We start from the raw sequence: 18,331 nt of genomic DNA on the forward strand, positions 1-18,331 counted from the left end.
TATGTAATGTCCAAGCAACAGATCGGCGTAGTCGGTATGGCAGTGATGGGGCGCAACCTGGCGCTCAACATCGAAAGCCGTGGTTATACCGTCTCCATCTTCAACCGCTCCCGTGAAAAAACCGAAGAAGTGATCGCTGAGAACCCGGGCAAGAAGCTGGTTCCTCACTATACGGTACAGGAGTTCGTCGAGTCTCTTGAAACCCCACGTCGTATCCTGTTAATGGTGAAGGCGGGCGCGGGCACCGATGCTGCCATCGATTCCCTGAAGCCGTACCTCGATAAAGGCGACATCATCATTGATGGTGGCAACACCTTCTTCCAGGACACTATCCGTCGTAACCGCGAACTGTCCGCTGAAGGCTTCAACTTCATCGGTACCGGCGTGTCCGGTGGTGAAGAGGGCGCGCTGAAAGGTCCGTCTATCATGCCTGGCGGCCAGAAAGAAGCGTACGAACTGGTTGCTCCAATCCTGACCAAAATCGCTGCGGTAGCAGAAGATGGCGAACCGTGCGTGACCTACATCGGCGCTGACGGTGCGGGCCATTACGTGAAGATGGTTCACAACGGTATCGAGTACGGCGACATGCAGCTGATTGCAGAAGCTTACTCTCTGCTGAAAGGTGGCCTGAACCTGTCTAACGAAGAGCTGGCAACTACCTTCACCGAGTGGAATGAAGGCGAGCTGAGCAGCTACCTGATCGACATCACCAAAGACATCTTCACCAAAAAAGATGAAGACGGTAAATACCTGGTTGACGTGATCCTGGACGAAGCGGCGAACAAAGGTACCGGTAAATGGACCAGCCAGAGTTCTCTGGACCTGGGCGAACCGCTGTCGCTGATCACCGAGTCCGTATTCGCGCGCTACATCTCCTCGCTGAAAGACCAGCGCGTTGCGGCATCTAAAGTGCTGTCCGGCCCGCAGGCTAAACTGGCTGGCGATAAGGCGGAGTTCGTTGAGAAAGTGCGTCGTGCGCTGTACCTGGGCAAAATCGTCTCCTATGCGCAGGGCTTCTCTCAGCTGCGTGCCGCGTCTGACGAGTACAACTGGGATCTGAACTACGGCGAAATCGCGAAGATCTTCCGCGCGGGCTGCATCATTCGTGCACAGTTCCTGCAGAAAATCACCGACGCTTACGCAGAGAATGCGGGTATCGCTAACCTGCTGCTGGCGCCGTACTTCAAAAACATCGCTGACGAGTACCAGCAGGCGCTGCGTGATGTTGTGGCTTACGCTGTACAGAATGGTATTCCGGTACCGACCTTCTCTGCGGCAGTTGCCTACTACGACAGCTACCGTGCTGCGGTCCTGCCAGCGAACCTGATTCAGGCTCAGCGTGATTACTTCGGTGCGCACACTTATAAACGCACGGATAAAGAAGGTGTGTTCCACACCGAATGGCTGGATTAATCTGAATTAGTTCATCCTTAAATGCAGGCCCGGAGCGCATCTCCGGGCTTTTTTATTGTCTGAAAACAGCATTCAGTCAGGTCTGATAGGCGGCGTTGTGGTAAATCGCGATATACTGACCGTACGCCGATCCGATACGACAACGTTGGATCACTCGGTGGTGATGCAATCACCCTCAAATGTTTAACCGGAAGAAGTTACAGAGCGAATGAAGATAACTATTTCAGGAACAGGTTACGTTGGCCTGTCGAACGGCATTCTGATCGCCCAGCACCACGAAGTGGTGGCCCTGGATATCATTCAGGCTAAGGTCGACATGCTGAATCAGAAACAATCGCCGATCGTGGATAAAGAGATCGAAGAATATCTGGCGACCAAACCGCTGAATTTCCGTGCGACGACCGATAAACATGACGCTTACCGCAATGCCGACTACGTGATCATCGCCACTCCGACCGATTACGACCCGAAAACAAACTATTTCAACACCGCCAGCGTCGAGTCCGTTATCCGTGACGTGGTCGAAATCAACCCTAAAGCGGTGATGGTGATCAAATCGACCATTCCGGTTGGCTTTACCAATTCAATCAAAGAAAAACTGGGTATCGACAATATTTTCTTCTCGCCGGAGTTCCTGCGTGAAGGCCGTGCGCTGTACGATAACCTGCATCCGTCGCGTATCGTGATAGGCGAGCGTTCTGAGCGCGCCGAGCGTTTTGCCGCGCTGTTGCAGGAAGGGGCGGTGAAGAAAGATATCCCGACGCTGTTTACCGACTCGACGGAAGCCGAAGCCATCAAGCTGTTTGCCAACACCTACCTGGCGCTGCGCGTGGCCTACTTTAACGAACTGGACAGCTATGCCGAAAGTCTGGGCCTGAACTCACGACAGATTATTGAAGGGGTATGTCTGGACCCGCGCATTGGCAACCACTACAACAACCCGTCATTCGGCTACGGTGGTTACTGTCTGCCGAAAGACACCAAGCAGCTGCTGGCTAACTACGAGTCGGTGCCGAATAACATCATCGGTGCGATTGTCGACGCTAACCGCACGCGTAAAGACTTTATTGCCGACTCCATCCTCGCGCGCAAGCCGAAGGTGGTGGGCGTATACCGTCTGATCATGAAATCTGGCTCGGATAACTTCCGCGCGTCCTCCATTCAGGGGATCATGAAGCGTATCAAGGCCAAGGGTATTCCGGTCATTATTTATGAACCAGTGATGCAGGAAGATGAGTTCTTTAACTCCCGCGTGGTGCGCGATCTCGATGCCTTTAAGCAGGAAGCTGACGTGATTATCTCCAACCGTATGGCGGAAGAGCTGGCGGATGTGGAAGAGAAAGTATATACCCGCGATCTGTTTGGTAATGACTGAATTACGATAAAATTAAAAATTCTATAATACATGTAATGTACGAAGGATTGTTTCTATAAAAACGATCCTTCGTAGCATGATCTTACAAAGGCGAGTCTATATTTATTTTTCTTAAAAATTTTCATTCAATTTGAGCTTAATCCAGTTGTATATCGGATGCTCTATTGAAATAGATAGTACGAATGATATTGTTAACATTAACAGAAATGTAATGGTAGAATATAAAATTAAATGGCTTGTGATGACAATTTTATTAAATCCGATGTACCATGCAATACCATGTAATAGGTATATGCTGTAACTTATTTTTCCAATTCTACACGCGCCTGTATTATTTAATAAACCAAAAATAGTAAATCCATTGCAAATGAGTAAAAATATTAATGGGGGTAGAATTAGTGCCATAATAGCACCGTTTTTTTCAGTGAATATTGTCGAAAAAAACATGAATGCAATTATTAAATGAGTACTTTTGTTCATAGAGATAATTTTTATTATACCTATGGATAGATATTTGCACAGGAATCCTACGGAGAATAAAAACATCGCCCTAAAGATAAAGCCATCATGTTCTGGAAGTGTTATCTTCCAAAACAAATAAAGGATAAAAGATAATGCACTGATTGTTAATGATGCATGCAGACGCCATTTTATTGGTATGAGAATAGATATTAGAGGAAGTGCAAGATATAGCCTCCATTCCCACATCAATGTCCATGTCACACCAGCGTTTATAATGTTGCTATGTTCTACACCAAATAAGTCCGGTCTTATATTAAAGAACCCCGCATCTAACCATTGTAGTATTAAGTAAATATTGCCATCATTGATCCAACCTTCCCTATACATTAAGCAAATACATATCAACGATGACAAAATTGCCATTGGTGCTATTCTGAAAGTTCTTTTTATAAAAAACAAAAACCACCAGTTTGTTTTTTTTAGTCCTATCGTAGAAAAAAGATATCCCGAAAGAATAAAGAACATACTCACTGAAAATGGACCTATAAAATTAAAAAAATAATAGCCTGATATAGTCCATGAATGTTCTGTGTAATAAAAATAATTGAAAAAATAATGGTGAAAAACAACGAGCATAGATAAGTAACACCGTAAAGCATCGAATTTATTATTCTGCCTGCTATCTAATTTGTCTATGAAACTAAGTTTTTTAGTTTCGAATATTTTTAATGACAGGTAAATTAAAGTAAACATCCAGAAAATTAAAAGTAATTGATTTTGCACTTGCTAATAACCCTCATAAAAATATGTTGACTTTCTGTGTGATTGTTAATTTTGTGGTTATCTATTGTTTCTCTATTGAATAATAATCTCTACACCAGTTATCAAAGCCACGGCCTCGAACAGTGGCTAATTCTATTGATGTTGCACTTGAAAAGTGATTTGGAACGATTAAACCTGATAAAACTCACGATACCACTCGACGAAGTTTTTAACGCCATCCTTCACCGACGTCTCGGGCCGGAAACCGACAAGGTCATACAGCGGCTGCGTCTCTGCGCTAGTTTCCAGCACATCGCCTGCCTGCATCGGCATCATATTCTTCTTCGCCTCAATACCCAGTGCTTCTTCGAGCGCGGTGATGTAATCCATCAGCTCCACCGGTGAGCTATTGCCGATGTTATAGACGCGATACGGCGCCGAGCTGGTTGCCGGAGAACCGTTTTCGACCGTCCATTCGCTGTTTGCCTCTGGAATGACATCCTGCAAACGAATAATCGCCTCGGCAATATCATCAATATAGGTGAAGTCACGCTTCATCTTACCGTAGTTATAAACGTCAACGGTTTTCCCTTCCAGCATGGCTTTGGTGAACTTGAACAGTGCCATATCCGGGCGGCCCCACGGACCATACACGGTAAAGAAGCGCAGCCCGGTGGTCGGCAAGCCGTACAGATGTGAGTAGGTGTGCGACATCAGCTCGTTGGCTTTTTTGGTGGCTGCGTAAAGCGAGACGGGATGGTCAACGCTGTCATCGGTGGAGAACGGCATTTTGCGGTTCAGGCCGTAGACGGAACTGGAAGAGGCATACAGCAGGTGCTGAACTTTGTTGTGGCGACAACCTTCCAGCACGTTGAGATGCCCTACCAGGTTGGCCTGCGCATAGGCGTGCGGATTTTCCAGCGAATAGCGGACGCCGGGCTGTGCGGCAAGATGAATGACGCGATCGAACTGCGCTTCGGCAAACAGTTCGGCCATAGCGGCGTTATCATCGAGGTTCATCTTCACAAAGCGAAAATCCGATGATTGCAGCATGTTCAAACGCGCCTGCTTCAGGCTGACGTCGTAATAATCGTTCAGGTTATCAAGGCCAATAACCTGATGACCCGCGGCAAGCAGGCGCTGGCTCACGTGAAAACCGATAAAGCCAGCCGCGCCGGTGACCAAATATTTCATAGCATTCCTTAACACTCATTCAGATACGAACGTCTCATTGCGCGCGATCATACCGTCTGCGCGTAGAAAAATATAATCGTTATCTGCCATTTAGGTTATCGGAAAGAAGATTAAAGAGAAAACCCGGCGCGATGGCCGGGTTGGGGAAGGGGATTACTGATGACGCGCACGCAGATTTTCAATCACGGTAGTCAAATCCAGCTCCTGATCCTGCAGCAGCACCAGCAGGTGATACATCAAATCCGAAGCCTCATTCTTCAGCTCAAACTTATCGTGCACCGTGGCGGCCAGCGCGGTCTCCACGCCTTCTTCACCGACTTTCTGTGCGATACGTTTGGTGCCGCTGGCATACAGCTTCGCGGTGTACGAACTTGCCGGGTCGGCGGTTTTACGCTCGGCCAGCAGTTGCTCAAGCTGATACAGGAACAACCACTGATGGCTGGTGTCGCCGAAGCAGCTTGAGGTGCCTTTATGGCAAGTCGGGCCAATCGGGTTAACCAGCACCAGCAGGGTGTCGTTGTCGCAGTCAGACGCAATGCTTACCACGTTGAGGAAGTGGCCGGAGGTTTCGCCCTTGGTCCACAGGCGCTGCTTGGTGCGCGAGAAAAAGGTTACTTTGCCCGTTTCCTGCGTTTTGGCCAGCGCTTCCTTGTTCATATAGCCAAGCATCAGTACTTCGCCGGATACCGCGTGTTGGATAATGGCGGGCATCAGTCCGTCGGTTTTCTGCCAGTCCAGTTGTTCACTTAACATACCCGAATCTCCACGCCCTGTGCTGCCAGGTACGCTTTTAGTTCACCAATATTAATAATCTGTTTGTGGAACACCGAAGCCGCCAGCGCGCCGTCAACATCGGCGTCACGGAAGGCTTCGAGGAAGTGTTCCATAGTGCCTGCGCCGCCGGAAGCGATCAGCGGCACGCGACAAACCTCGCGAACTTTTTTCAACTGCGTCAGGTCGTAGCCGTTGCGCACGCCGTCCTGGTTCATCATGTTGAGAACGATTTCGCCCGCGCCGCGTTTTTGCACTTCCTGCACCCAATCCAGCGTCTCCCACTGGGTCACGCGGGTGCGGCTCTCATCGCCGGTGTATTGATTGACATGATATTTGCCGCTGTCAGCGTCATACCAGGTATCAATACCCACCACGATGCACTGCACGCCGAAGCGGTCCGCCAGGCGGGTAATCAGCTCCGGGTCGGCCAGCGCCGGGGAGTTGATGGAAATTTTATCCGCGCCGAAGGAGAGAATGCGCGCCGCATCGTCGATGGACTTAATGCCGCCCGCCACGCAGAACGGAATATCAATCACTTCGGCAACGCGGGAAACCCAGCTTTTGTCGACCACGCGGCCATCGCTGGAGGCGGTGATATCGTAGAACACCAGTTCGTCCGCGCCTTCATCGGCGTAGCGTTTGGCCAGCGGGACGATGTCGCCGATGATCTCGTGATTGCGGAACTGCACGCCCTTAACAACCTGACCATCACGCACGTCAAGACAAGGAATTATCCGTTTTGCCAGCATTGGATGGCCTCCGTTACGTTGAATTTACCTTCCAGCAGCGCGCGGCCGACAATCACGCCGCGCACGCCGGTGCCGCGCAGGGCAGCAATATCGTTCAGGTCGCCAATGCCGCCGGAGGACTGGAACGCCACCTGCGGGTAGCGGGCGCAGACCTCTTCATACAATGAAACGTTAGAGCCTGCCAGCGTGCCGTCGCGCGAAATATCGGTGCACAACACGTGCTGAAGGCCAACGGGAAGGTAGGTCTCCACCAGTTCTTCCAGAGTCACGCCGGAGTTTTCCTGCCAGCCGCTCACCGCCACCTGTTTGGTGCCGTTATCGTCGATGCGCACGTCCAACGCCAGCACCAGATGTTCCGCACCAAAGCGTTGGAACCAGCCCTTGACGACTTCCGGCGATTTCACCGCCGTTGATCCCACCACCACGCGCGCCACGCCCGCGTCCAGCAGCGCCGCCACGTCTTCTTCGGTACGCACGCCGCCGCCAACCTGCACCGGCACGTTCACGCCGGCGACCAGGGTTTTCAGCAGCGGGATCTGGCGCTGGGCCGGATCTTTTGCGCCGGTTAAATCAACCAGGTGCAGTACTTCCGCCCCTTGCGCCGCATAGTCTTGCAGGCGCGGCAGCGGGTCATTGCCATAATCGCGCTGTTGGCCGTAATCGCCCTGATGGAGGCGCACCACGGTACCATTAATCAGATCTAAAGCTGGAATGATCATTACATCTCCAGGAAGTTTTTCAGCAGCTGTGCGCCCGCCGCGCCGGAGCGTTCGGGGTGGAACTGGACGCCATAAAAATTATCTTTCTGTACTGCGGCGGTAAACGCTTCACCGTAGTGGCATTGCGCGATGGTGTATTCATTGACCGGCATCGCGTAGCTATGGACGAAGTAAAAATAAGCGCCGTCCTCAATGCCGCGGAACAGACGATCGCCGGCTTTCGGATAGACGCGGTTCCAGCCCATGTGCGGCAGTGGCAAACCAAAATCGGTCATTTTCGGCACGTCCTGGTCAATAATCCCCAGCAGGTCGACGCCGTTCGTTTCTTCACTGCGGCGTCCCAGCAGCTGCATGCCAAGGCAAATGCCGAGCACCGGCTGGGTGCAGGCTTTAATCAGCTCGACCAAATCACGCTCGTGAATTTGATCCATCGCCGCCTGCGCGGTACCTACGCCCGGCAGAAACAGTTTGTCAGCGCGCAGCACCACATCCGGGTCACGGCTGACCACCGGCTCGTAGCCGTGACGGGCGATCGCCGCTTTCACCGAATTGAGGTTCGCGCAGCCGGTATCAAGGACAACCACGTTCATCACAGCACTCCTTTCGAAGAAGGAAGGGTGTTGCCGTCTACGCGAATCGCCTGGCGCAGCGTGCGGCCAAAGACTTTAAACAGGCTCTCTACGCGGTGGTGATCGTTTTTGCCCTTGGTTTTCAGGTGCAGCGTGATGCCCATTGCGTAGGAGAGCGAGCGGAAGAAGTGCTCGATCATCTCGGTGCTGAGGTCGCCTACGCGCTGGTAGGTGAACTCGGCTTTATATTCCAGGTGCGGGCGGCCGGAGATATCCAGCGCGCAGCGGGCCAGACATTCGTCCATCGGCAGCACAAAGCCAAAGCGGTTGATGCCGCGCTTATCGCCGAGCGCCACCTTCAGCGCCTCGCCGAGCGCCAGACCGGTATCTTCCACGGTGTGGTGATCGTCGATATACAGATCGCCCTTCACGGTGATGTTCATGCGGAAACCGCCGTGGGTGGCAATCTGATCCAACATGTGGTCGAAGAAGCCGACGCCGGTGTTAATTTTGCTGCCGCCTTCGCGGTCCAGCCACACTTCTACGTCAATCTGCGTTTCACGGGTATTACGCTCAATATGCGCGTAGCGGTCGCGGCGGGTGAGCTGTTCGCCAATCATCGCCCAGTTGAGCGTGTCGCGGTTATAGCGCAGGCCGGTAATGCCCATGTTGGCGGCTAGCTCTACGTCGGTAGCGCGGTCGCCAATTACGTAGCTGTTGGCGGTATCCATCACTTCGTTCGCCAGCCATGCGGTCACCAGCTGTGTTTTCGGTTTGCGGCATGCGCAGTTATCGGCCGGCAGGTGCGGGCAGATCAGCACATCGTCAAACACCACGCCCTGAGAGGTGAAAATTTGCATCATCAGGTTGTGTGGGCCGTCGAAGTCCGCCTGCGGGAAGCTGTCGGTGCCCAGCCCGTCCTGATTGGTGATCATCACCAGCTTATAGCCAGCCTTCTGCAACTGCAGCAGAACCGGAATAGCGTCAGGTTCGAAGGCCAGTTTGTCAAAACGGTCTACCTGATAGTCGCTGGGTGGCTCAGAAATCAGGGTGCCATCGCGATCGATAAAGAGAAACTTCTGGGTCATACGGTCTCCGCTTTCAAAGCGTCAATCACGCGCTGGCTCTCAGCACGAGTGCCGATAGTGATGCGCAAACAGCCGCTTAAAGAAGGTTGTTTATTCTGGTCACGTAAGATAATGCCTTGATCCCATAAAGATTTAAATACGCTGCTTGAGGCTTTAATACGAGCCAGTACGTAGTTGGTCTCGGAATCAAATACCTGCTCGACGCAGTCGATGGTGCGCAGCGCTTCCACCAGATACTGACGTTCATTCAGGATTTGCGCGACGCGTTCGCGCATGGCGGCGATGCCCTGCGCGCTAAGCGCTTGGGCCGCAATATCGGCAACCGGGGTCGAGAGCGGGTAAGGCGCAATCACCTTCATTAATAGCGCGATCACCTCTTCATTCGCCAGCGTAAAGCCGCAGCGCAGCCCAGCCAGTGCAAAGGCCTTGGACAGCGTGCGCAGAATAACCAGATGCGGGTACTCGGCCAGCCAGCCGGCCAGCGTCGCCTGCGGGCAGAACTCAATATAGGCTTCATCGGCAACGACCAGCGCTTTATCGCGAGTCATCTCCAGCAGGGTACGGAAATCCTGTGGGTTGATAATCTGCCCGGTTGGGTTGTTCGGGCTGCATACGTAAACCACTTTCACGTTGGACAGACTGTCGGCAATAGCCGGCAGATCCAACTGCCAGTCGGCTTTGGCCGGCACGGTGCGGCATTCTACGCCAATGGTTTCGGCGCTGACGCTGTACATGCCGTAGGTCGGTGGGCAGAACAGCACCGCATCGCGGCCCGGTTCGCAAAATGCGCGCACCAGCAGTTCGATGCCTTCATCCGCGCCACGGCTCACCAGCACCTGCTCCGGCTTCACGCCCGCATAGGCGGCGTAGTTTTCAATGACCGCTTTTGGCTGGCATTCCGGGTAGCGGTTCAACGTCTGCTGGCTGAGTTCGAACGGCACCGCCGTCGGGTATTCGTTGGCGTTCAGCCAGACGTCGCCTTTACCGCCAAGGCGGCGCGCCGACTGGTATGGGGTCAGGGCGCGAACGTTGTCGCGGGCTAACTGTTCAATGCTCATGCTTGCTCCTTCAGGGCGTTCACGCGCAGGGTAACGGCGTTTTTGTGGGCGGTCAGCAGCTCGGCGGCGGCCAGCGTTTCAATGGTGGCGGCAATCGCCGAGAACCCTTCGCGCGATAATTCCTGCACGGTCATTCGTTTCTGGAAATCGGCCAGACCGAGGCTGGAACAGGTTGCCGTATAGCCGTAGGTTGGCAGCACGTGGTTGGTGCCTGAGGCGTAGTCGCCCGCGGATTCCGGCGACCAGTCGCCGAGGAATACCGAACCGGCGCTGGTGATCTCATCAACCAGTTCACGCGCGTTGCGGGTCTGAATAATCAGGTGCTCCGGGCCGTAGGCGTTGGAGATAGCCACGCACTGCGCCAGATCGTTGGCCACAATCAGGCGGCTGGCAGAGAGCGCCTGACGCGCGGTATCGGCGCGGGAAAGCTCGGCAAGCTGGCGTTCAACGGCTTGTGCTACGCCTTCGGCTAGCTTCGCGTCCGGCGTCAGCAGAATCACCTGCGAATCTGGGCCGTGTTCGGCCTGAGAGAGCAGGTCGGAGGCGACAAAGTCCGGCGTTGCGCCGCTATCGGCGATGACCAGCACTTCAGATGGGCCCGCCGGCATATCGATGGCCGCACCGTCGAGACGCTGGCTAACCTGGCGTTTCGCTTCAGTGACGTACGCATTGCCTGGCCCGAAGATTTTATCAACCTTTGGAATGGACTCGGTGCCCAGCGCCAGTGCCGCAACGGCCTGTGCGCCGCCGACGTTAAACACCTCTTTTACGCCGCACAGCTGCGCCGCATAAAGAATTTCATCGGCAATCGGCGGCGGCGAGCACAGCACCACTTTTTTACAGCCGGCGATGCGCGCCGGGGTGGCCAGCATTAATACGGTGGAGAACAGCGGCGCTGAACCACCCGGAATATAAAGCCCCACGGAGGCGATAGGGCGGGTCACCTGCTGGCAGCGCACGCCCGGCTGGGTTTCGATATCCACCGGCGGCAGAATTTGCGCGGTGTGGAAGGTATCGATATTACGTACCGCCGCCTGCATGGCCTGCTTTAGCTCGTCGCTCAGACGGCCTGCGGCCTGCTGAATTTCTTCTTCAGTGACGCGCAGCGCGTTTACTTCAGTTTTATCAAACTTCGCGCTGTATTCGCGCAGCGCGGTATCGCCGTTGTTTTTGACGTTTTCCAGAATGTCGGCCACCGTGCGGGTGATGCTGTCGGAAGCGGAAATCGCCGGGCGCATTAACAGCGCCTGCTGTTGTTCGGGGCTACAGCTGTTCCAGTCAATCAGGGTATTGAAGCTCATGGCGCTTACTCCATCATCTTCTCAATCGGCAGTACCAGAATCGAACTGGCACCCAGGGACTTCAGTTTTTCCATGGTTTCCCAGAACAGGGTTTCGCTGCTGACCATGTGCATCGCCACACGCTGCTGGTCGCCGGCTAACGGCAGAATGGTTGGGCGCTCGGCACCTGGCAGCAGAGCGATCACTTCTTCCAGACGTTCGGTCGGTGCGTGCATCATGATGTATTTCGATTCACGAGCCTGAATCACGCCCTGGATACGGGTTAACAGACGGTCAATCAACTGCTGCTTGGCGTTGCTCATCTCGCCGTCGCGTTGAATCAGGCAGGCTTTAGAGCGGAACATCACTTCCACTTCACGCAGGCCGTTGGCTTCCAGGGTCGCGCCGGTAGAGACCAGGTCGCAAATGGCGTCGGCAAGGCCAGCGCGCGGGGCGACTTCAACGGAACCGTTCAGCAGGCAGGATTTAAAGCTGATGCCTTTCTGGTCGAGGTAGCGCTTCAGCAGGTGCGGGTAAGAGGTGGCGATACGTTTGCCGTCGAGCGCCGCCGGGCCGTTCCAGGCCTCATCCGCCGGGGTCGCCAGCGACAGGCGGCAGCCGCCGAAGTCCAGACGACGCAGGGTGAAGTAGCGAGGGTCTTCGCCTTGTGCGCGGCGGCTCAACAGCTCTTCTTCCAGAACGTTTTCACCGATAATGCCGAGGTCGACCACGCCGTCCATAATCAGGCCCGGAATATCGTCATCGCGAACGCGCAGGATATCGATCGGCATGTTCTCCGCCATCGCGATCAGGCGCTGGGTGTGGAGATTGATTTTGATACCGCAACGGGCCAGTAATTCGCGTGAATCATCGCTCAGGCGGCCTGATTTCTGAATAGCTATGCGTAAACGGCTGTTATCTAACATTCTGTATTCCTCATTACCCTGCTGAATTTGGTTCAAAAAAAAGCCCCCGGAAGATGATCTTCCGGGGGCTCTCTTGCGTTCATGCACCACTGGAAGATCTGAATGTCTCCCAGCACACATCGCCTGAAAGACTAGTCAGGATGATGGTGATGATGGTGGTGTTTAAATTGAACGCGGCTCATAAATTTCTCGTTGAATGACTATTCACTTGATGTCTTCTAACCTAAACCACTTTTGTCGTTGAGCGCAAGCGCTTTTTTCATTCATTAAATCAATTCATGTTGCCACTATAAATTGTCAGTTTTCTCGCGGTGGCGTAGCCTTATGAGAGGAGTGCAGGTTGAACCAGGAGATAGCGCAATGAAGAAGGTGGCAATTGTCGGTTTGGGGTGGCTGGGTATGCCGCTGGCGCTGTCGTTGATGGCGCGTGGCTGGCAGGTAACGGGCAGTAAAACGACTGATGATGGCGTGGAAGCCGCGCGAATGTGCGGTATTGATAGCTATCCGCTGCGGCTCGACCCGCAACTGGTGTGTGAGGCTGATGACCTGGACGCCTTAATGAATGTTGACGCGCTGGTCATCACGCTCCCCGCGCGCCGCAGCGGTCCGGGAGACGATTTCTACCATCAGGCGGTGCAGGAGATTGTTGACTCCGCGCTGGCGCACCATATTCCGCGCATTATCTTTACCAGCTCAACGTCGGTCTACGGTAAAGAAGAAGGGCTGGTGAAAGAGAGCACGCCGCGTGAACCGGTCACCGCAAGTGGCAGAGTATTGAAAGAGCTGGAAGACTGGCTTCATCAATTACCGGGGACGTCTGTCGATATTCTGCGTCTGGCCGGATTGGTGGGGCCGGATCGGCATCCCGGACGTTTCTTCGCCGGTAAATCTGCGCCGGATGGCCAGCAGGGCGTGAACCTCGTCCACCTGGAAGATGTTATCTCCGCTATTACGCTTTTATTACAGGCGCCGAAGGGGGGGCACATTTATAACATTTGTGCGCCGTTGCATCCTGCCCGCGGTATTTTCTATCCGCAAATGGCGCGTGAACTGGGGCTGGCGGTTCCGGTCTTTAGCGATAGCGGTAACGGCAAAGGCAAAATCGTCGACGGTAATCTCATTTGCCGCGAGCTCGGCTTTGAGTATCAGTATCCTGACCCGTTACGTATGCCGATGGAATAATCGCCTCTGTTTTAGCAAATAGTGCTATAGATGAGATTTATGATTCAGCAGTTGCTGAATTATCAGACATTTAGACGAGCTAATCTGTTGAACATGCTCTCAGCGGCTTGTATTTTTGCTACCGTTTGGGGCAAAATATGTCGAATGTAAAAAATTGAGATTAACCGACGTGCTTGCCGCGTCGGTTATTTTTTTACATCAAAACAACCATCAAATTAAAGAGGCCGGGCTTCGTACCGGATAGATACTTACTTAAAAAACGACAGTCGTTGTCGCTGAGGAAACAGAAAAAAAATGGGGCAATTTTTCAATTTTGCGCCGGCCATCGCCGTAATGGAGACTGACCGTGTCGCATAACGTTACTCCAAACACCTCTCGCGTGGAATTACGTAAAACGCTTACGCTTATTCCGGTTGTTATGATGGGCCTGGCCTATATGCAGCCGATGACGCTGTTTGATACGTTCGGTATCGTATCTGGCATGACCGATGGTCACGTGCCAACAGCTTATGCCTTCGCTCTGGTGGCGATTCTGTTCACCGCGCTGAGCTATGGTAAGCTGGTGCGCCGCTATCCTTCGGCGGGCTCTGCCTACACTTATGCCCAGAAATCCATCAGCCCGACCGTTGGCTTTATGGTGGGTTGGTCTTCGCTGCTCGACTATCTGTTCGCGCCGATGATCAACATTCTGCTGGCAAAAATCTATTTCGAAGCGCTGGTGCCGTCGATACCGTCATGGGTATTCGTGATTGCGCTGGTTGCCTTCATGACCGCCTTTAACCTGCGCAGCATCAAATCGGTCGCCAACTTCAACACCGTGATCGTGGTGTTCCAGGTGGTTCTGATTGCCGTGATCCTGGGTATGGTGATTTACGGCGTGGCGCACGGCGAAGGTGCCGGTACGCTGGCAAGCAACCGTCCGTTCTGGTCGGGTGATGCGCACGTGATCCCTATGATTACCGGGGCCACGATTCTGTGCTTCTCCTTTACCGGCTTTGACGGTATCAGCAACCTGTCTGAAGAAACCAAAGACGCTGAGCGTGTGATTCCGCGTGCTATCTTCCTGACGGCGCTGATTGGTGGCCTGATCTTTATCTTCTCCACGTATTTCCTGCAGCTTTACTTCCCGGATATCTCTCGCTTCAAAGATCCGGACGCCTCACAGCCTGAAATCATGCTGTACGTGGCGGGTAAAGCCTTCCAGGTTGGCGCGCTGATCTTCTCCACCATTACCGTGCTGGCTTCCGGTATGGCGGCGCATGCGGGTGTGGCGCGTCTGATGTACGTGATGGGTCGTGATGGCGTGTTCCCGAAAAGCTTCTTCGGCTACGTGCATCCAACCTGGCGTACCCCGGCGATGAACATCATCCTGGTTGGCGCGATTGCGCTGCTGGCGATTAACTTCGACCTGGTGATGGCAACGGCGTTGATTAACTTCGGTGCGCTGGTGGCGTTCACCTTTGTGAACCTGTCCGTTATCTCTCAGTTCTGGATCCGTGAGAAACGTAATAAGACGCTGAAAGATCACTTCCAGTACCTGTTCCTGCCGATCTGCGGCGCGCTGACCGTTGGCGCACTGTGGGTGAACCTGGAAGAGAGCTCTATGGTTCTGGGCCTGATCTGGGCCGGTATCGGTCTGGTCTACCTGGCCTGTGTGACCAAGAGCTTCCGCAACCCGGTTCCGCAGTACGAAGATGTTGCATAACTGAATTTAAAAACGATGGTTGCAAAACCGGAGGTCTGGGCCTCCGGTTTTTTTTTGCCTTAAGTTTATGGGGTGATTAAAAAATCAATATTAATAACCGTTGGGAATAATATAGAGCTTTTGGTTATTGGAGCCCTCCGGCGGGGTCAGGAATAATTTTAAGACTGATAATATTGAGTTAATTGATTCTTATGTGGCACATGATAATAAGTGGGATAATTTGCGGAGCCCTACTGGGATTCGTTATGCAGCGCGGTCGCTTCTGCCTGACGGGTGGCTTTCGCGATATGTATATCAGCAAAAATAACCGCATGTTTTACGCGCTGTTGATTGCTATCTGTATTCAGAGCATCGGCGTTTTTGCGCTGATTCAGCTAGGCGTGGTGCAGTATGACGCGGGCGCGTTCCCGTGGCTGGGCACCGTGGTTGGCGGTTTCGTTTTCGGCATTGGTATCGTTTATGCGGGCGGTTGTGCTACCGGCACCTGGTATCGCGCCGGGGAAGGGCTGATTGGCAGCTGGATTGCGCTGGTTACCTATATGGTAATGAGCGCGGTGATGCGCTCGCCGCACGCCGCGGGGCTGAACACGTTTCTCGGTCAGCACACGACCGCCCACAACGGCATTGCCGAAACGTTGAATATCTCCGTCTGGCCGATTATCGTTCTGCTGGTGGCGGTGACGCTGTGGTTTGTACGCAAAGAGCTGCGCAAACCGAAGCTCAAGGTGGCTTCTCTGCCGCCGCGCCGCACCGGCCTGGCACATCTGCTGTTTGAAAAGCGTTGGCATCCGTTTGTCACCGCCATTCTGATCGGCCTTATCGCACTGCTGGCCTGGCCGCTGAGCGAGGCCACCGGGCGCATGTTTGGCCTCGGTATCACCTCGCCGACCGCCAATATTCTGCAGTTCCTGGTAGGTGGCGACAGCAAGTACCTCAACTGGGGCGTCTTCCTGGTGCTGGGGATCTTTATCGGTTCGTTTATCGCCGCGAAAGCCAGCCGCGAATTCCGCGTCCGCGCCGCCGATGCCAGCACTACGCTGCGCAGCGCGGGTGGTGGCGTATTGATGGGCTTTGGTGCCAGCATTGCCGGAGGCTGCTCGATAGGCAACGGTCTGGTCATGACGGCGATGATGACCTGGCAGGGCTGGATTGGCCTGGCGTTTATGATTCTCGGCGTGTGGTGCGCGTCGTGGATGTTGTATGTTCGCCCGCAGCGGAAAGCAAAACTGAAAACCGCAACGGCTTAAGGAGTAGAAAAAATGGTTGTGAAGAAACTGGACGTAGTCACGCAGGTTTGCCCGTTCCCGTTAATTGAAGCGAAGGCGGCGATGGCGGAACTGGCCAGCGGCGACCAGCTGGTGATTGAGTTCGACTGTACTCAGGCGACGGAAGCCATCCCACAGTGGGCGGCGGAAGAGGGCTTTACGGTCACTGATTACCAGCAGTCCGGCGATGCAGCATGGACGATTACCGTACAGAAGTAATGCTATTTGCATAACCCGATGCCGGTAGGCCGGATAAGGCAATTCCGCCATCCGGCAATCGGGGCCGTATTTTCCTGATAGCGCTTTGGCTATCAGGCCGGCTTTCGCTTACACAATCTCCTGCGCGTACTGATACAGCGCCTTCAGCAGCGACAGCTTGTCATTATTCCCTTCATGCTGCCCGTACAGCATCTCCAGCTCCTGCGCGTAGGCCTGTAAAAATTCCGGGGTGAAGATCTGCCGACGGTGTTCCAGCCAGCGCTGTTGTTCATTTTCATCCAGCGTGCCGGGGAAGTTACGCGCGCGGAAGTTAAACAGCAGTTTCTCAATACGCGGGTCGGCGAAGGTAATGTCCAGTGCCGGCAGATTGCGCGGTTCAGTCTCCAGCACAATCTTCATTGCCGCCCGGTCAGCATCGCTAAAGAAACCGTTATAGAGCTGGGCATCGACGTTGTCCGAGGGTACAAACGGCTCGGCTTCTGCAAAAATCGCCACCACCTTCTCGCGCACCTGCGGGTTATCGCGCAACTGCTTCAGGTTATCCAGGCAGTGCTGTCGATTAATGCCTAAGCGGTCTGCGTCTTCCGGGCGCAGGGTATTGGCCTGCGCCAGTACCGGGCACTTATTCAGATGCACCAGCTTAATCGGTACCGGCGAGGTGTCGCCGAGCTCGGCCTTCGGCGTATACAGACGCTCGCGCAGCGTATCGGCGTCCAGCTCGAGCAGCGGGGAGATGTCGCCCGCCAGATCGACCATGATCACCGCGTTACGGTTATCCGGATGCCAGGCCAGCGGCGCAATCCAGCTGGTGTTTCCGCGCCAGGCGCCAAACATCCCCGAGACATGCACCAGCGGCTTCATCTGCGGGACGTCAATCAGCGTCATCAGTTTGTTTTTGCCACGATAGGCGTACAGATAATCAAACAGCTTCGGTTGCTGGGCCTTTACCAGCTTCGCCATGGCGATGGTGGCGTAAACGTCGGCCATCGCATCATGGGCGTTACTGTGTTCAATACCGTTGGCTTTGGTTAAATGCTCCAGACGAAAGCTCGGCAGACCGTCATCGTTTTCCGGCCAGTTAATGCCGTCCGGGCGCAGGGCATAGCAGGCGCGCATGACGTCAAGCAGGTCCCAGCGCGAATTCCGGTTTTGCCAGCTCCAGGCGTAAGGATCATAAAAGTTACGGTAGAAAATATTGCGCGTCACTTCATCATCAAAGCGGACGTTGTTGTAGCCCACCACGCAGGTTTCCGGCACCGTGAAAATATCGTGGATGCGTTTGGCAAATGCCGATTCATTCTCGCCTTTGGCGCGCGCTTCCTGCGGGGTAATGCCGGTAATTAACACCGCTTCCGGCTGCGGCAGATAGTCGTCCGCCGGCTTACAGTAAAAAACCTCCGGCTCACCGATGATGTTGAAGTCCTTATCGGTACGAATAGCGGCGAACTGCGCGGGTCTGTCGAGGGAAGGGCTGGTTCCGAACGTTTCATAGTCGTGAAACAGGAATCCCGGCGCGCTGGAGGTCTCTTGCATGGCGTTAACTGTGTCCGTGTATGGCATTGAATACCCATGGTAAACGATTTAGCCTGGC

18 protein-coding genes and 1 other annotated feature are annotated in these 18,331 nt (G+C 53.9%); of the genes, 6 read left to right on the forward strand and 12 right to left on the reverse strand.

All coding sequences use genetic code 11. The annotated features are described in order from the left end of the window. Window positions 1-6 precede the first annotated feature (6 nt). The gene (gene gndA / locus M989_RS08665) at window positions 7-1,413 is read left to right on the forward strand and encodes an NADP-dependent phosphogluconate dehydrogenase (protein ID WP_064544366.1); all 1,407 of its coding nucleotides are present in this window, start codon (window positions 7-9) and stop codon (window positions 1,411-1,413) included. A 208-nt stretch (window positions 1,414-1,621) separates the two neighbouring features. Then, entirely contained in the window at window positions 1,622-2,788 is a 1,167-nt protein-coding gene (gene ugd, locus M989_RS08670; RefSeq protein ID WP_064544368.1) for a UDP-glucose 6-dehydrogenase, read from the forward strand. 111 nt (window positions 2,789-2,899) lie between these two features. On the opposite strand, the gene M989_RS08675 is transcribed toward ugd, so the two are convergent. The 11 genes from M989_RS08675 to hisL all read right to left on the reverse strand — a co-directional run bounded on the left by M989_RS08675 (window position 2,900) and on the right by hisL (window position 12,551). Further along, a complete protein-coding gene (locus M989_RS08675; RefSeq protein ID WP_280685183.1) occupies window positions 2,900-4,003 on the reverse strand; it encodes an acyltransferase family protein in 1,104 nt (367 codons plus the stop codon). Window positions 4,004-4,201: 198 nt separating this feature from the next. Further along, entirely contained in the window at window positions 4,202-5,206 is a 1,005-nt protein-coding gene (locus tag M989_RS08680) for an NAD-dependent epimerase (protein ID WP_064544372.1), read from the reverse strand. Window positions 5,207-5,359: 153 nt separating this feature from the next. Continuing rightward, on the reverse strand, window positions 5,360-5,959 hold the full coding sequence (gene hisIE / locus M989_RS08685) for a bifunctional phosphoribosyl-AMP cyclohydrolase/phosphoribosyl-ATP diphosphatase HisIE (RefSeq protein ID WP_064544374.1): 600 nt from the start codon (window positions 5,957-5,959) through the stop codon (window positions 5,360-5,362). Beyond that, a complete protein-coding gene (hisF, locus tag M989_RS08690; RefSeq protein ID WP_064544376.1) occupies window positions 5,953-6,729 on the reverse strand; it encodes an imidazole glycerol phosphate synthase subunit HisF in 777 nt (258 codons plus the stop codon). The genes hisIE and hisF overlap by 7 nt, the downstream gene beginning before the upstream one ends. Next, a complete protein-coding gene (hisA, locus tag M989_RS08695) occupies window positions 6,711-7,448 on the reverse strand; it encodes a 1-(5-phosphoribosyl)-5-[(5-phosphoribosylamino)methylideneamino]imidazole-4-carboxamide isomerase (protein ID WP_064544378.1) in 738 nt (245 codons plus the stop codon). The genes hisF and hisA overlap by 19 nt, the downstream gene beginning before the upstream one ends. Beyond that, window positions 7,448-8,038 (reverse strand): imidazole glycerol phosphate synthase subunit HisH, encoded by a 591-nt coding sequence (gene hisH / locus M989_RS08700; RefSeq protein ID WP_064544380.1) that lies wholly within the window; start codon window positions 8,036-8,038, stop codon window positions 7,448-7,450. The genes hisA and hisH overlap by 1 nt, the downstream gene beginning before the upstream one ends. Beyond that, a complete protein-coding gene (hisB, locus tag M989_RS08705) occupies window positions 8,038-9,105 on the reverse strand; it encodes a bifunctional histidinol-phosphatase/imidazoleglycerol-phosphate dehydratase HisB (protein ID WP_064544382.1) in 1,068 nt (355 codons plus the stop codon). Before hisB ends, hisH begins: the two co-directional genes overlap by 1 nt. After that, the gene (hisC, locus tag M989_RS08710; protein WP_064544384.1) at window positions 9,102-10,163 is read right to left on the reverse strand and encodes a histidinol-phosphate transaminase; all 1,062 of its coding nucleotides are present in this window, start codon (window positions 10,161-10,163) and stop codon (window positions 9,102-9,104) included. The genes hisB and hisC overlap by 4 nt, the downstream gene beginning before the upstream one ends. Beyond that, the gene (hisD, locus tag M989_RS08715; RefSeq protein WP_064544386.1) at window positions 10,160-11,464 is read right to left on the reverse strand and encodes a histidinol dehydrogenase; all 1,305 of its coding nucleotides are present in this window, start codon (window positions 11,462-11,464) and stop codon (window positions 10,160-10,162) included. Before hisD ends, hisC begins: the two co-directional genes overlap by 4 nt. Window positions 11,465-11,469: 5 nt before the next feature. Continuing rightward, window positions 11,470-12,369, reverse strand: a complete 900-nt coding sequence (gene hisG, locus M989_RS08720; protein WP_064544388.1) for an ATP phosphoribosyltransferase — start codon at window positions 12,367-12,369, stop codon at window positions 11,470-11,472. A gap of 34 nt (window positions 12,370-12,403) precedes the next feature. Continuing rightward, window positions 12,404-12,525 (reverse strand) — a sequence feature (His leader region). Further along, window positions 12,501-12,551, reverse strand: a complete 51-nt coding sequence (gene hisL / locus M989_RS25490) for a his operon leader peptide (RefSeq protein ID WP_071594744.1) — start codon at window positions 12,549-12,551, stop codon at window positions 12,501-12,503. Its footprint overlaps the feature before it by 25 nt. 178 nt (window positions 12,552-12,729) lie before the next feature. Here hisL and M989_RS08725 point away from each other — a divergent pair, with 178 nt between their 5' ends. The 4 genes from M989_RS08725 (at window position 12,730) to tsuB (ending at window position 16,740) form a co-directional block, all read left to right on the forward strand. Beyond that, window positions 12,730-13,551, forward strand: coding sequence for an SDR family oxidoreductase (locus M989_RS08725; RefSeq protein ID WP_064544390.1), 822 nt, complete (start codon window positions 12,730-12,732; stop codon window positions 13,549-13,551). A gap of 346 nt (window positions 13,552-13,897) precedes the next feature. After that, window positions 13,898-15,256 (forward strand): putrescine/proton symporter PlaP, encoded by a 1,359-nt coding sequence (gene plaP, locus M989_RS08730; RefSeq protein WP_064544392.1) that lies wholly within the window; start codon window positions 13,898-13,900, stop codon window positions 15,254-15,256. Between the two features lie 191 nt (window positions 15,257-15,447). After that, window positions 15,448-16,503, forward strand: a complete 1,056-nt coding sequence (gene tsuA, locus M989_RS08735; RefSeq protein WP_064544478.1) for a thiosulfate utilization transporter TsuA/YeeE — start codon at window positions 15,448-15,450, stop codon at window positions 16,501-16,503. 12 nt (window positions 16,504-16,515) lie between these two features. Beyond that, window positions 16,516-16,740 (forward strand): thiosulfate utilization sulfurtransferase TsuB/YeeD, encoded by a 225-nt coding sequence (gene tsuB / locus M989_RS08740; protein ID WP_001575873.1) that lies wholly within the window; start codon window positions 16,516-16,518, stop codon window positions 16,738-16,740. Between the two features lie 108 nt (window positions 16,741-16,848). Here the strand turns inward: tsuB and sbcB are convergent, their stop codons facing one another. Further along, window positions 16,849-18,273 carry an exodeoxyribonuclease I gene (gene sbcB / locus M989_RS08745; protein ID WP_064544480.1) on the reverse strand — a complete coding sequence of 475 codons (1,425 nt, stop codon included), beginning with the start codon at window positions 18,271-18,273 and terminating at the stop codon, window positions 16,849-16,851. Window positions 18,274-18,331: the final 58 nt, after the last annotated feature.

The organism is Kluyvera georgiana ATCC 51603 (assembly GCF_001654985.1).
Taxonomy (GTDB): Bacteria; Pseudomonadota; Gammaproteobacteria; order Enterobacterales; family Enterobacteriaceae; genus Kluyvera; species Kluyvera georgiana.